General features: G+C 55.3%; 13 protein-coding genes. 2 read left to right on the forward strand and 11 right to left on the reverse strand.

What is annotated here, in order from left to right; genetic code table 11:
- Positions 1-192: 192 nt before the first annotated feature.
- The 4 genes from Q3Y58_RS05865 to Q3Y58_RS05880 all read right to left on the reverse strand — a co-directional run bounded on the left by Q3Y58_RS05865 (position 193) and on the right by Q3Y58_RS05880 (position 3,715).
- The gene (locus tag Q3Y58_RS05865; protein ID WP_274219582.1) at positions 193-1,122 is read right to left on the reverse strand and encodes a glycine--tRNA ligase subunit alpha; all 930 of its coding nucleotides are present in this window, start codon (positions 1,120-1,122) and stop codon (positions 193-195) included.
- A gap of 299 nt (positions 1,123-1,421) precedes the next feature.
- Positions 1,422-1,619 carry a hypothetical protein gene (locus Q3Y58_RS05870; protein ID WP_274219392.1) on the reverse strand — a complete coding sequence of 66 codons (198 nt, stop codon included), beginning with the start codon at positions 1,617-1,619 and terminating at the stop codon, positions 1,422-1,424.
- Positions 1,620-1,664: 45 nt separating this feature from the next.
- Positions 1,665-2,522: a S49 family peptidase gene (locus Q3Y58_RS05875; RefSeq protein ID WP_274219391.1), complete on the reverse strand. Its 858-nt coding sequence runs from the start codon at positions 2,520-2,522 to the stop codon at positions 1,665-1,667.
- Between the two features lie 245 nt (positions 2,523-2,767).
- Positions 2,768-3,715 (reverse strand): uracil-DNA glycosylase, encoded by a 948-nt coding sequence (locus Q3Y58_RS05880; protein ID WP_319621455.1) that lies wholly within the window; start codon positions 3,713-3,715, stop codon positions 2,768-2,770.
- Between the two features lie 377 nt (positions 3,716-4,092).
- Here Q3Y58_RS05880 and Q3Y58_RS05885 point away from each other — a divergent pair, with 377 nt between their 5' ends.
- A complete protein-coding gene (locus Q3Y58_RS05885) occupies positions 4,093-5,766 on the forward strand; it encodes an electron transfer flavoprotein-ubiquinone oxidoreductase (protein WP_413697787.1) in 1,674 nt (557 codons plus the stop codon).
- Between the two features lie 91 nt (positions 5,767-5,857).
- Here Q3Y58_RS05885 and Q3Y58_RS05890 read toward each other — a convergent pair whose 3' ends face one another.
- From Q3Y58_RS05890 to nadA, 6 genes are all read right to left on the reverse strand, one after another.
- The gene (locus Q3Y58_RS05890; protein ID WP_319621457.1) at positions 5,858-6,115 is read right to left on the reverse strand and encodes a helix-turn-helix domain-containing protein; all 258 of its coding nucleotides are present in this window, start codon (positions 6,113-6,115) and stop codon (positions 5,858-5,860) included.
- Between the two features lie 134 nt (positions 6,116-6,249).
- Positions 6,250-6,507, reverse strand: a complete 258-nt coding sequence (locus Q3Y58_RS05895) for a helix-turn-helix domain-containing protein (protein ID WP_319621458.1) — start codon at positions 6,505-6,507, stop codon at positions 6,250-6,252.
- 141 nt (positions 6,508-6,648) lie between these two features.
- Entirely contained in the window at positions 6,649-7,788 is a 1,140-nt protein-coding gene (locus Q3Y58_RS05900; RefSeq protein ID WP_319621459.1) for a hypothetical protein, read from the reverse strand.
- Positions 7,789-7,886: 98 nt separating this feature from the next.
- Entirely contained in the window at positions 7,887-8,747 is an 861-nt protein-coding gene (nadC, locus tag Q3Y58_RS05905; protein WP_319621460.1) for a carboxylating nicotinate-nucleotide diphosphorylase, read from the reverse strand.
- Entirely contained in the window at positions 8,744-10,381 is a 1,638-nt protein-coding gene (locus Q3Y58_RS05910; RefSeq protein ID WP_319621462.1) for an L-aspartate oxidase, read from the reverse strand. Before Q3Y58_RS05910 ends, nadC begins: the two co-directional genes overlap by 4 nt.
- A gap of 108 nt (positions 10,382-10,489) precedes the next feature.
- A complete protein-coding gene (gene nadA / locus Q3Y58_RS05915; protein ID WP_413697792.1) occupies positions 10,490-11,536 on the reverse strand; it encodes a quinolinate synthase NadA in 1,047 nt (348 codons plus the stop codon).
- 533 nt (positions 11,537-12,069) lie between these two features.
- On the opposite strand from nadA, the gene acuI reads away from it, so the two are divergent.
- Complete coding sequence (gene acuI, locus Q3Y58_RS05920) at positions 12,070-13,071, forward strand: acrylyl-CoA reductase (NADPH) (protein WP_319621464.1); 1,002 nt, start codon at positions 12,070-12,072, stop codon at positions 13,069-13,071.
- Between the two features lie 27 nt (positions 13,072-13,098).
- Here the strand turns inward: acuI and Q3Y58_RS05925 are convergent, their stop codons facing one another.
- Positions 13,099-14,313: a cell wall hydrolase gene (locus Q3Y58_RS05925; protein WP_319621465.1), complete on the reverse strand. Its 1,215-nt coding sequence runs from the start codon at positions 14,311-14,313 to the stop codon at positions 13,099-13,101.
- Positions 14,314-14,341 lie beyond the last annotated feature (28 nt).

The raw sequence follows: 14,341 nt of genomic DNA on the forward strand, positions 1-14,341 counted from the left end.
CAGCCACCGCTATGGAAAATGAGAAGAGGCGAGGCAATCAATGCCAGAATGGTGAACAGCACGGGCAGGGCCTTCAGGAAAAATATGGTTAGGCCTCAGATAGGCTGGGTGCCGGTTCTCGCAAGGCCATAGCAAAGAAAAAGCCGACCCAACAGGATCGGCTTTGAACTCTGTTCACGTGTCGCGTAGGGCTCAGCCTTTGTAACCGACGCCGCCCGCTTCGGTCTGCAAAAAGGCAGCACCACAAGCGCGGGAAAGTTCGCGTACCCGCAGGATGTAGCTTTGGCGCTCGGTCACGGAGATCACGCCGCGCGCATCCAGCAAGTTAAATACGTGAGAAGCTTTGATGGCTTGGTCGTAGGCTGGCAGAACCATTTTGTAGAGGCCATCGCCCGCTTCTTCCATGGCCTTCTGGCCTGCTTCCAGAAGACGCTTGCACTCGTCCTCGTGGTCTTTGAAGTGGCGGAACAGCATTTCAGTGTCTGCATGCTCGAAGTTGTGCCGGGAGTATTCCTGCTCTGCTTGCAGGAACACGTCACCATAAGTGACCTTTTCGTCGCCTTCACGGCCATTGAAGTTAAGGTCGTAAACGTTGTCGACGCCCTGAACATACATGGCGATGCGCTCAAGGCCGTAGGTCAGCTCACCGGAAACCGGGTTGCACTCAAAACCGGCAACCTGCTGGAAGTAAGTGAACTGGGAAACTTCCATACCGTCACACCAGCACTCCCAGCCAAGGCCCCAAGCGCCAAGGGTTGGGCTTTCCCAGTCATCTTCCACGAAACGCACGTCATGCAAATCTGTATCGATGCCAATGGCCCGCAGAGACTCCAGATACAGCTCCTGAAGGTTCTCCGGGGAAGGCTTCAGGATCACCTGAAATTGGTAGTAGTGTTGCAGGCGGTTTGGGTTTTCACCGTACCGGCCATCAGTTGGGCGACGAGAGGGCTGAACGTAAGCAGCTTTCCAAGGGCGCGGACCAAGAGAGCGCAGGGTGGTTCCCGGATGAAATGTGCCTGCGCCAACTTCCATGTCGTAAGGCTGCAGAATAACGCAACCCTTGTCGGCCCAGAACTGTTGCAGGGTCAGAAGCAGACCCTGAAAAGACTTGGTTGGCTGCATGTGAGCTGGAACATCGTCGCGAGACATTTCGAGAGCTTCCTAAAGTCGCTGTGAAAACGTGGGGCGCGCAGAACACGCAAAAAACTGTTGGCTGGACTGGTGCCACGACAAAACGCGAAGGTCAAGCGCAGCTATGCCTAACACCCCGTTTTAGCAAGAGGTAATGCGCGTGGAGCGCCAATCTTGAGCGGTGAGGCGAAAGGGCTGGAACGGACAGAAGCACTTGGCCGTTCAAAAAACAAAGGCGCGCGGAAACCCGCACGCCTGAACGTTTATACATAACGACTTTTGGGAAAGCCTCAGTCGATCGGGCGGTACTTGCCGGTCACTGGGTCCTGAACCAGACGGGTGTAGGATGCGTCTGGTCGAACCTTGCGTGCCTTGGCATAGACTGGTTGCGCCATTGTTTCCTGGAAGCGTTCCATTTCCCGCTTTACGGTTTTGTAAAGCAATACACCACCAGCCAACAACGCAATGCTACCAAGTACTTCGGTCATACCAAGGGACTCCTCAAGTCGTTAAGGGGCCCTCGCAGGACAGCTTCACAGACCATATCGCGCCCAGAGCGCTTTTTCTTCCATCACGGATATGGTCGTCTCGGGAAGACCCTCTACGCTCCCAAGGTAGGGCGCGATTTGGGATTGCGCAAGAAGACGCCCAAATAATTTCCGCTTCCCATCGATCAGTTTCAGCTCTGTGTCTTTGCCGTAACGCTCCTTGATGGTGCTGCGCACATCGCTGATCCCGTCGACCAAACCAAGGTCCTGTGCCTTGGCACCCGTCCAGAATAGACCTGAGAACAGGTCCGGATCATCTGCCAGCACGTCGCCACGGCGGCTCTTCACCATGTCGATGAAGACCTCATGAATTTCCTTTTGCAAGGACTTCAGGTGCTCGATATCGCCCTTGTTCTCAGGGGCAAATGGATCAAGCGTGACCTTCTTTTCGCCAGCGGTGTAGACGCGGCGCTCGACGCCAAGCTTCTCAATTAGGCCAGTGTACCCGAAACCGGCTGAGACGACGCCAATCGACCCGACAATGGAGGACGGGTCCACGTAAATGTCGTCCCCCGCCAGGGCGATCATGTAGCCGCCGGAGGCCGCCACATCTTCCACAAACACCAGAACGTCTTTTTCATGCTCCTCAGCCAGCGCACGGATGCGCTTGAAGATGAGGTTCGACTGAACGGGCGAGCCGCCCGGAGAGTTGATGGACAGAGCAACGGCAGGAGCCTCCTTCATCTTGAAAGCGGTCTCCAACGGACCAGCCGCACTCGCCAGTGTCAGGCCGGGACGCAGAGGAGATGAGATGCCTATTGCACCATGAAGCCGCACGACGGGGATAACTGGTTTGGATTGACCCCATTTTCCCGGAAGTAATTTGCGCAGCTTCTTCAACACGGCGTTTCCTCTTAAAATCTACTCGTTTTATTCAAACCAACGCACGATCAACGCAAACCGCGTACGTGCCTTATTCCCCAATGTTAAGTGGGCCAGCCCATGGGTTGCTGCAAGCCTGCAGTTCCCGTTACCCCCTGATAGAAAGCGAAATATCGATTTTTTCCGGATAGGGGAATAACTTCAGGGCACGCAAACGGGCGCAACCCGATGGCCTGCATGAACGCGAGGGGGATAACTTGAGGGGGCTAAAGCTGCGTGAACGCGCTCTTGATCGCCAGCATGTCCCGCCAGACAAACCGTTTTTCGATCGGGTTTCGCAACAGATAGGCCGGGTGGAAGGTCGCAATGGCCTGCCGCTCGATGCCGCCCTGATCATAGGTCATCCAGCGGCCGCGCAGTTTGCGAATGCCGTCTCGTGCCCCCGCAAGGCTTTGAGCGGAAGCGGCACCGAGGAAAACCACAATGCTCGGATTTACAAGCTCAATTTGCCTTTGAATGAAGGGTCGGCAGATCTCTGTTTCCTGCGGCGTTGGCGTGCGGTTCCCCGGTGGTCGCCACGGCACCACGTTGCCAACGTAAACCTGCGAACGGTCCATGCCAGCAGCCGCCATGATACGGTCCAGCAACTGTCCGGAGCGTCCAACAAAAGGCACGCCCTGAAGGTCCTCATCCCGGCCGGGAGCCTCACCGATCATCATGATGCGCGCATGAGGATTACCGTCAGAAAAAACGAGGTTCTTGGCGGTCTGTTTCAGGTTGCAGCCGTCAAAGCGCGCGAGGATATCTTTGAGTTCATCCAGCGTCTTGGCGCTTGCAGCAGCTTCTCGCGCCGAGCTGACCACCTTATGATCTGGAATAACTGCAGAAACTTGAGCATTCGGGCCACTTGCGGGGGCATCGGAGCTGCGCTTGGTTCGGTCGAGAATGGCCTTGGCCGCTGCGCGCATATCTTGGTTGGCGGCTGCCTCCCGCGCTTGCTGAACAGGGGCATAAATGCGTCCGGAAGGCTGCTGGTTGCCCGGTGTACTCGGGTGCGGCTCTCGGGTGCTTGCTGCGCGCTGGCTCAGCTGCTGTGCCGATTGGGCATAGCGATCAACAGGTTCGTCATCCAGTGGGCAATCCACGCCAGCGGCTATCAGGAACTCCAGATAGGCCTCAAGCATTGCAGGATCGGTGGGGGATAACTCGCTCATGGTCTCCTGAAGTCGCTGGGAATAACTCTGGTCAAACGCCGTCTCTCCATGGGCGAGGGGCGCGTAAATGTCAAACTATTAGCTAAGCTGGGCATTTGGCAAATCCAGACCATTTAAATGAGCATGGTTCAGCGAATTCCGAAAAAGCGCCTGTTTACAATGGGGAGAAACCACCCGCTCAACGTTTGGTAGAATGGGTTTTCTTACAGAAAACCGCTCCAGATTGCTCCTTAAAACGCATTGCGGTGAGTTTTTTTCTCAATTACACCGAAATGAACAGATCGAAAAAACATATAGTTCGGGCGCACTGCACAAAAATTTGCAGGAACTATAGCAGTCGAAACTAAGGGCATTAGGCGGCCCAGAGGGAGTTGATAATGGCGGACGCACTGCCAGAACGCGAATCGATGGAATTTGATGTTGTGATCGTTGGCGCAGGCCCTGCTGGCCTTTCTGCCGCGATCCGGATTAAGCAGCTTGCTCAGGAAAAGGGCGAGGATATCAGCGTTGTCGTTCTGGAGAAGGGCTCCGAAGTTGGCGCGCACATTCTCTCCGGCGCGGTTATTGACCCGATTGGCCTTGATAAACTTCTCCCCGATTGGCGCAAAGATGATAGTGCGCCCATCAAGACGGAAGTTAAGGCTGACCACTTCCTTGCTTTGGGGCCTGCAGGCAGCGTTCGCATTCCGAACTTCCTGATGCCCAAGCTCATGAACAACCACGGCAACTACATCGTGTCCCTTGGAAACGTATGCCGCTGGCTCGCCGAGAAGGCCGAGGCAATGGGCGTCGAAATCTATCCGGGTTTTGCCGCTGCAGAGGTGCTCTACAACGAAGAAGGCAAGGTCATCGGTGTCGCGACTGGCGACATGGGTGTTGCGCGCGATGGCACGCCGAAGGACGCATACATGCGCGGAATGGCGCTTCTCGGCAAGTATGTGCTCATTGGTGAAGGGGTTCGCGGTTCTCTTGCCAAGCAGCTCATCGAGAAGTTTGATCTGGACCGCGACAGCGACCATCCGAAGTTTGGCATCGGTATCAAGGAACTTTGGGAGATCGATCCGAAGAAGCACAACCAGGGTCTTGTGCAGCACAGCTTGGGCTGGCCGCTGGACAACAAGACCGGGGGCGGCTCGTTCCTTTATCATCTGGAAGACAATCAGGTCGCCGTGGGTTTCGTGGTGCACCTGAACTACCAGAATCCCTACATGTCCCCGTTTGAGGAGTTCCAGCGCTTCAAGACCCACCCGGCCATTCGCGATGTTTTCGAAGGCGGGAAGCGCATTTCCTACGGCGCCCGCGCCATCTCCGAAGGGGGATATCAGTCCGTGCCGAAGCTGTCTTTCCCGGGCGGCCTTCTCATTGGATGCTCCGCAGGCTTTGTAAATGTTCCCCGCATCAAGGGCTCTCACAACGCCATGCTCTCCGGCATTTTGGCGGGGGAAACTGTTTTTGCCTCCGTGAATAAGGGTGAAGCGCAAGAGGAGCTTACCTCGTTCGATACCGCTTGGCGCGAAAGCGAAATCGGTCAGGACCTGAAGAAGGTTCGCAACGTGAAGCCGCTCCTGTCCAAGTTCGGTACCGTGTTCGGCATGGCGCTTTCCGGCCTCGACATGTGGACCAACGAACTGATGGGCTTCTCCTTGTTCGGCACCATGTCCCATGGCAAGACAGATGCACAGAGCCTGAAACCTGCCAAGGATTGCAAGAAAATCGAGTATCCAAAGCCCGACGGAAAGATCAGCTTTGACAAGTTGTCCTCTGTGTTCTTGTCGAACACGAACCACGAGGAGGACCAGCCGATCCATCTGAAACTGCGGGATGAAGCTCTGCAGAAGCTCTCCGAGCATGATGTGTATGCAGGTCCGTCAAACCGGTATTGCCCGGCAGGTGTTTACGAATGGGTTGAAGAGGGTGAAGACGCGCCGCGCTTCCAGATCAACGCTCAGAACTGCGTTCATTGCAAGACCTGTGACATCAAGGATCCGAACGGCAACATCACCTGGACAGTTCCCGAGGGAACTGGCGGGCCGAACTATCCGAACATGTGATCAGGCGGGCATTGGCCTTTGATCTAACAAGAAAAGCCCTCGCTTGGAGCGGGGGCTTTTTCGTTGGCAGCGATGAAGTGATCCGCTGTGATCAGGCAGCACCCGCATCTGCTTTGGCCGAAAGCGAGATCTCCACACCAAGGGCCTGCAAAGCGGAGGCCAGCGTTCCCACTGGCACATTGGCATCGCCTGCTTCAAGGCGTTTCACCAGCGCGGGGGTCACCATGAGTTGCTTAGCAAAAGCATCGAGAGAAAGGCCCGCTTCCTCACGAATGTCCCTGATGCCCTGACCAAGCGTCTTGAGTGTTTGCACCGTAAGGATGCACGGTAGATGTTTGATGGCGCGCATGAGTTATCCTCCCTGATGTCTGCATGTTTGTGACTGCATAAAGCAAGCTGAGATTCTGGAAAATTCGGTGAAGCTTCGCTGCGCCATACCGCGCAGTCAGAAGTGGCTTTTCAGAATGCGGTGCGCACAATACCTCAGGCGCAGTTCGCAGTATCTTCCTCAGCGAGAAGATTGCTGATTCCCAGATATTGCAGCGCAGTAATCAAGGTTCCCACAGGAACCCGCGCATCCCCGGCCTCAAGACGGCTCAACAGCAAGGGGTAAGTCCCCATCTGCTCCGCCAGATCTTCCAGGGTGAGATGTTGCGCCTTGCGGATCTGCCGAATGCTGCGGCCAAGTGATTGCAAGGATTGCACAGTGAGAGTGTCCGGCGCTTTTTGAATGCTGCGCATGAGTTATGCCCCATATGACTTCAGAGTTGATTGCGGTTTATACTAAAGTCGATATGAGGGGAATATAGATATGTTGCGTAGCGGCAATTTATCCGACCAGAGGCTTTGACTTGATCAGCCTCTGGGGAAGCATCCTGTTCTTCAGCGCTCGCTTAGTGGCTTCTGCAGGGGCAAAGGATCATCTGGCTTCGGTGCCGCTGTGAAAATGGAACCGCGTGTTATTGGGTTTTGAAGTGAATAGTTCAGAAGGTTTGAGTATTCAAGTGGCGGTTCGAAAACGATTGCAAGTAGACTGGTCAACGCTAGTGCTAACCCGAAGTATGTTGCTTTTCGGTGAAAAGCTTCTTGTTTTGCAGAAGCACAAGCTTGGCGGATAACCTCTTGCTCGCGTTCTAGCTGTTGTTGTCGCATGTTTTTATCGCGGATAATTTGGTAAATCGCTTCGGACTGTTCATTCAGTTCCCTGATCCGTTGCTCGATCCGGAGGCTGTCACTAATGAGGTTCCAGTAAGCGTTGAGCTCTACATGCCCACTATTTTTTAAAGGGGAAACAAAAGCATACGCTGCCGTAAATGTAGCGATCCGCTCTCTCAGCTCATAGAGGACGTCGTATGAGCATTCATTATTGCGTACTCGTAGGACCGTTTCTGTTTGCTCTACTATGAAATCATCTAGGCACGATCGATAGGTCAGCGCCAGAGCATGGATGATTGCAAGCCGCCTTAAACGAGATCCAACCTTTTCGATGCCTTTGTGGGTGTCAAAGTTGTCATTGAAAACAACTGCGGTGTCCCGGCCGTTGGACACGCCCAAAAAGTTCTCTGTGAGTTTTTTAAAGTCATGGGCTTGTAGAGAATTGGTGCCTCTCAATGCCTTCGAGGCTGATCTTCGGACTTCTTCAATCGGGAAATGTTTGTCGTCAAATGTTTGAAGATAGGCAGCAATGCGTCCAGAGTTTGCTGGCTCTCCATCTGCCTTCGACGCTTCCAAACTCTTTGTATAAAACCGGACCTCTATTGCAGTCGCCCCATCGAACCCTGAAAAAAGGTCAATTCTGAGCGGCTTTAACTCACTGTTGCCCAGAAACGAATTCCTGTTCTTCGCAGTATCTTGCCAGCTTGTGCTGGTGTCGAGTTCTGAAACGCGGACCGCATTGAGTATTGGATCCAGCAGAAAATTTATACGTTCATCACCCAGCCTTGGCTTTGGGTTATCCCCTCCGCCGCGATCAGTGGCCAAATTGGTGTTCTCGATAGACTCAAAAACTGCTTGCAAAAACATCTTAACCCAACCTCCGGTAGTTTTGGGTTAAGTGAAGAGAGCAAAAAAATAATTAAATCAATCGCGTATTAGTTCTTTGGCCTATGTTCATTTGGGTGCTACCCGATCTTGATGTCGAGGCCGAGGTCAAGAACAGGGGCAGAGTGGGTGATCCAGCCAGTCGAGACCAGGTCAACGCCGCTTTCTGCGATCGCTTGAACACTGTCTAGGTTGATGCCGCCGGAAGCCTCCAGAATGGCTTGACCTTGGTTGATCTCAACCGCCTCAGCAAGCAGCTCTGGCCCCATGTTGTCCAGCATGATCACGTCAGGCTTTGCAGTGAGTGCATCACGCATCTGATCGAGCGTATCCACTTCCACCTCAATGCGAACAAGGTGACCTGCGAAATCACGGGCGCGGGAAATCGCGGTTACGACATCACCTGCAACAGCGATGTGGTTGTCCTTGATTAAAATGGCGTCATCCAGTCCGAAGCGGTGGTTGGCCCCCCCACCGCACCGCACCGCATACTTTTCGAAAGCCCGCAATCCTGGCGTTGTCTTGCGGGTACACACGACCTTGCACTTGGTATGCTCGATCTTGCGCGCAAACAGATTGGTTGCGGTTGCAATGCCGGAAAGATGACCCAAAAAGTTCAAAGCCACACGCTCGGCGGAAAGCAAGGCGCGGGCAGGGCCCTCAATTGTCGCAACAACGCTGCCGGGTTCAATATGGTTGCCATCATCTTCATGGATCTCCAGCAGGAACTCTGGATCACTCTGGCAGAACGCACTGATCATCAGGTCAATGCCTGCCAGAACGCCGTGTTGGCGTGACACGAGTGACGCCTTGGCCCAAGCATCTTCTGGAATTGTGGCCTGGCTGGTAATGTCGCCTGCGCGGCCAAAGTCTTCAAGAAGGGCCGCTTTGACTGCCTCATCAACGATAAGGCGTGGAAGCTCTGGCAAGGGCGAAGTCATAGGGTGTGTTCCTCTCTGACAGCAGCGCGGCCCACGTCGCTTTCCAGCGCATCAGCGGCCAAGGCTTGAATTTGGCTGTATTTGACGTAGGAGCGGTGTGCCCACTGCGCGGATTTCTCAGGGAAGTCAGAACGGTAGTGACCGCCGCGGCTTTCTTCACGCATGAGAGCGGAGCCGGCGATAATCTTTGCGGCAACCACCATGTTGCGGATGGAGCTGCGGTGGCAGCGCTCTTCTGCCTTGCTGATCAACGCAAGCGCCGTCTGCAGACCTTCTGCATTTCGTTCAACGCCCACATGCTGAGCCATTACGCGGCGCACAAGAGCGACTACGGCGCGTTCCTGAGGATTGCGTTTGGAAGCCTGATCCTCGCGGTCATCAATCTCAGCCCAATGGCGCACGCGCGGATGCGGCATCAATCCTTGAATGTCCTCCGCAATGCGTGCTGCAAACACAACAGCTTCCAGCAGGGAGTTGGAGGCGAGCCGGTTTGCGCCATGCGCACCCGTTCCAGCCACTTCACCTGCAGCCCAAAGACCATCAACGGAAGTGCGGCCTGAGGCATCTGCCATGACGCCGCCCATGTGATAATGCGCTGCCGGGCAAACCGGGATCGGCTGTGTGACAGGGTCGAGGCCAGCAGACTTGCATGCCTCATAAACGGTAGGGAAGTGCTCGGGGAAGGAAGCGCCGATGGCTTCACGGCAGTCCATAAAAGCCTTGCCACCCTTCATCAGCTCCCGGTGGATGGCACGAGCCACCACATCACGTGGTGCAAGCTCCATATCCGGATGGACGCCCTCCATGATGCGATTGCCATCTGCGTTGATCAGGCGCGCGCCTTCACCGCGCAAGGCTTCGCTGGCAAGCGGCGCAGGGTCCAGATCAACGTTGAGCGCGGTTGGGTGGAACTGGACAAACTCCGCATCAGCCACATACGCGCCGGAAAGAGCCGCCATAGCCAGGCCGTGGCCATTGGCCTCGCGCGGGTTGGTGGTTACGTCATAAAGGTGACCGATGCCACCGGACGCCAGAACCACAGCGCGAGCGGGAATGGTGATCCGCTGCGTGCCACCGCGACGACGGGCGGTAATGCCCACCACATAACGGCCTTCCGTGAGGAGTTCACTGCCGATGTAGCCTTCAATCACTCGAATGGACGGCGTATTTCGTGCGGCCGCCAGCAGGGATTCCATGATGGATTTGCCTGCCATGTCGCCGCGCACGCGCACCACACGGCTTGCTGTATGCGCGGCCTCGCGGGAGAGTTCCAGCTTGCCAGCCAGATCCTTGTCGAAAGGCACGCCATAGGAGAGCAGGTCGTGAATGCGGTCCGCGGCTTCAGCGGTCATGCCCTGAACAATGGAGCGCTCACAAATGCCATCGCCTGCCGCAATGGTGTCGCGGGCGTGCTCTTCGGCGGTGTCGCCTTCAGCAACAGCTGCGGCAATCCCCCCTTGAGCCCAAGCTGACGAGGCACCGCCCCCAATGGGCGCATTTGTCACAATGGTGACCGGCCGCGGCGCCAATTTCAACGCGCAAAACAGCCCCGCAAGGCCGCCTCCCAGAATCACGACATCGTCAACGCCGTTCAACGATAGGTTTGGCGCGAGAAAGGAGGCAATCTGTGTCATAGCTGTTCAACTGTCGAGTTAAAGTGGGGTAAGGCGTGGACGGCCACCCGGAACGGATGAAGCCGCCAGTTTTATGACCGGCGGCTTAGCACTTTATACCAGAGGAATCTAGTTCTTGAGATTGATCATGCGTTCAACGGATACGCGCGCCCGTGCCGCAATCTCTTCGTCAACCTCAACCTCTCCACTCATGTCCACCAGCGTATCGAGGATCTTTGCGAGCGTGATCCGCTTCATGTGAGGACAAAGGTTACAAGGCCGAATATACTTCACGTCCGGTGTAGCGCTTGCCACATTGTCCGCCATGGAGCACTCGGTGATCATCATCACCTTTTCCGGCCGGTTATCCTTAACCCAGTCAATCATGTGTGCGGTGGATCCTGCAAAGTCTGCCTCATCAACCACTTCTGGTGGGCACTCTGGGTGGGCAATGATCTTCACGTCCGGATCGATCTCGCGGTATTCACGCAGTTCTTCAGCTGTGAACTGCTCATGAACTTCACAAGAGCCTGCCCATGTCAGAACTTCCACATCGGTCTTTCGAGCAACGTTGGCAGCCAAATATTGATCAGGCACCAGAAACACCTTGTCGGTGCCCATCGCTTCAACCACTTGCACAGCATTGGAAGAGGTGCAGCAGATGTCGCACTCGGCCTTTACGTCTGCCGAGGTGTTCACGTAGGTGATGATCGGCACACCCGGATTGGCCTCACGAAGGCGGCGCACGTCTGCACCGGTAATGGATTCTGCCAGAGAGCACCCGGCATCCATATCCGGGATGAGTACGGTCTTTTCGGGGCTCAAGATCTTGGAGGTCTCAGCCATGAAGTGCACGCCGCACTGAACAATCACCTCAGCCTCGGTCTTGGCGGCTTCCTTGGCAAGCTGCAAGCTATCTCCAACGATGTCGGCAACACCGTGGAAGATGTCCGGCGTCATGTAATTGTGCGCCAGAATGACGGCGTTGCGCTCTTTCTTGAGTTTGTTGATAGCATGCACCAGTGGCGCAAGGGCCGCCCATTCGATCTCAGGAATGAAGTCCTTGACCTTCTCATAGATTGGCGCGGTCTCACGTGCCACTTCCGCGGTGTACTCAAGGGAAGGGCGGGCCACAGGGCCGAATTTCTCAAGCGCGGTAAGCTTGTGTTCCTGCATCTGGTCGTCGATACGTGCCGCGTTTGCAGAGATTGTCATACGCTGTTCCTTAGGGATCTAACCGGTAACTCTGACATATGCTCAATTTGAGTATAAGGTGGTCACTAAAAAATGCGGCCCGGCCGCCATCCTTATGCTCAATTTGACTATAACATATACGCAGGTATTCCTACTTGCCAAGCCTCATATTGCATCTGCATGGAAATAAAATTCCATTTGTCTCTCGATTTTTCCTAAGTTGCTGAAATGCTGAGGCAATGCTGCGGGTTTGTGTCGGAACTTTTTTCTTTAATTGTGCCTGCTCCTTTTTTCCTAGAGCCCTAAATGGCTCATGGCAGCGGCAAATCGATGGAGAAGCGGGCGGTGTTGGAATTGTTTTTTGAGAAGGGGACGGCGCTGTTTCGGTTGTTCTGCTACCCTAAAGTTCCGTGGGAATGGCGGACTGTTGAACACTGGTAAGTGTACGGTCTTGCGTCAAGCTATGACCTCTGCGAGCCTCCCGTCCACAAAACGTAAGCTGGAGCTTAAATCCCATGGAACAATTCAAAGCCTTCTGGATCACGAAGGAAGAAGACGCCAAGAAGCCGAATGCTGCTGAATGGCGCGATATCACGATTGATGATCTGTCCGCAGGTGACACCGTCGTGCGTGTTGTAAATTCTACCGTCAACTACAAGGACGGTTTGGCGTTTGCCGGTAATCCAGGTGTGCTGCGCAAGTTCCCAATGGTCCCGGGTATTGATGTTATCGGCGAAGTCGTCACCAGCGAGAGCGATCGCTTCAAGGAAGGTGATCAGGTCATCATGAATGGCTTTGGCGTTGGTGAAGTTCACACTGGTGCCTATGCAAAGTATGCCCGTCTTAAAAGCGAGTGGCTGATCAAGCGTCCGGAAGGTCTTTCTGCTGAACGTGCCGCGGCAATTGGCACTGCAGGTTACACGGCGATGCTCTGCGTAATGGCTCTGGAGGACTATGGCATAAAGCCGAACATGGGACCAGTTGCCGTTTCTGGGGCAGCAGGCGGCGTGGGCTCTGTGGCTGTCAGCATCTTGGCCAAGCTTGGCTATACGGTAATCGCTTCCACCGGTCGTCTGGAAGAAGCTGATTTTCTAAAGGGGCTTGGTGCCTCTGAAGTTATGGACCGTGCTGAACTTTCTGAGCCGGGCCGCCCGTTTGGCAAGGAAAGCTGGGCCGCTGCGATCGACGTTGCAGGCAGTCACACGCTGGCCAATCTTCTGGCGCGCACCAACTATGGCGGTGCAGTTGCGGCCTGTGGTCTGGCTCAAGGGATGGATCTTCCCGCAACGGTGATGCCGTTCATTCTGCGCGGTGTGTCTTTGTTGGGCGTTGATTCAGTCATGGCGCCAATTGAACGCCGCCAAGAGGCATACCGCCGTCTTGTGGAAGATCTGGAACTATCCAAGCTGGACGCGTTGTCTTCCAAGATCAAGCTTTCTGAGGTGCCGGAAAAAGCAGCGGACATCCTCAAGGGGAAGGTGCGCGGTCGTCTGATCGTGGACTACTCTGAGCTCTAGGAGCTTCGCCAAAGCCGAGCGGCTGGATTAACTCCAGCCGCCGCCATAGGTCTTATAGAAGATGTGCTTGCCGATACGGTTCAGCTTCTTCATGGTGCCAGCCCAGCGAGGGCGCACATAAGTCGCATGATAGTGGGTGGAGGCATCCACTTCGCTCAGGTTCACTTCCCCGTCTACTGCCTTTTCGGCAATCTCCTGAGACTGGGTCCAGGCGCGGCCTTTTTGAACCCGCTCTGGAATGCCATCGCAGGCAAACGAGAACTGACAAGCGTTGCGCATATGCCGGTTCTGATAGACCACCTTGCAGATGGTGTTCGGATAGGCCGGGTTCTTTACACGGTTCAAGACCACTTGAGCGACAGCCTCTTGACCCTTGTATGGCTCGCCGCGCGCCTCAAAGTAAATGGCTTCAGCAAGGCAGAGCTTTTCCTTGGAGCTATGAACACTTTCAGGAAGCGGGGCCTTGTACCACCAGTGTGGGTTGGTCTTGGCTAGTTCCTGAAGTTCTTGCTCTGACAACTGGGTTTTGCCGGCAACAGAAGCAGTGCCACCCAAAAGCGCATCAAAGGGCGCACGAAGCGCCTCTGTGGAAGAAGGGGCGTAGGCTGATGCCAGAGACAAGCTTGCCGCCGCGCTGTTGCGGGCAATGGCCATCTCGGTCAGATCGAGCGGTTGTCCATCGCGCGTGTTTTTCGCCATCATGGTTGAAGAGGCGTTTGCTGGAAGGTGCTCGGGCGAGACAAACGCGACCTGGGGTAAGGTGTCGCGTGCAGCTCCGGTCAGGAGACTGGATAGAGCGAAGATGGAACCGGCGCTGCCCTGCAGCGGCTGGCGAGCGGGCGCCATGGCGAAGCCACGATCGCCTTTTGCGGAACGGTTGACGCGCGGCCCCTGTGAGGGATCGTGGGTGCCATCGTTTGCAAGGACTGAAGCGAGTTCGGGAAGGTGTGTGCCGGTGCCACTGGATGCTGGTGAGTTCAGCACATAGTCGGCGGCATGTGTTGCCGTGTTGGCAGAGCCAATGAGCGTCGGTTCAACAAGCGTGGCATGATTGGCTGTTTCAATGGCGCGCATCCAGCGCGGGGTTTGCTGCTCCACTGCCATCACCAGCTCCAGCACATCCTGCTGTGCAACCGGGAGCGTGGAACCACAGTAAACCAATGCCGTGAGCGTAGAGACAGCTAGTCCCTTTTTCCACGTGCTACGCTTGCGCGCACGCTTTGAATGTATTGGGCCCGACATACGCATTAAACTCCAACAAATTCGCGCA

The organism is Nesiotobacter zosterae (assembly GCF_033843645.1).
In the GTDB taxonomy this organism is placed as follows: Bacteria; Pseudomonadota; Alphaproteobacteria; order Rhizobiales; family Stappiaceae; genus Pseudovibrio; species Pseudovibrio zosterae.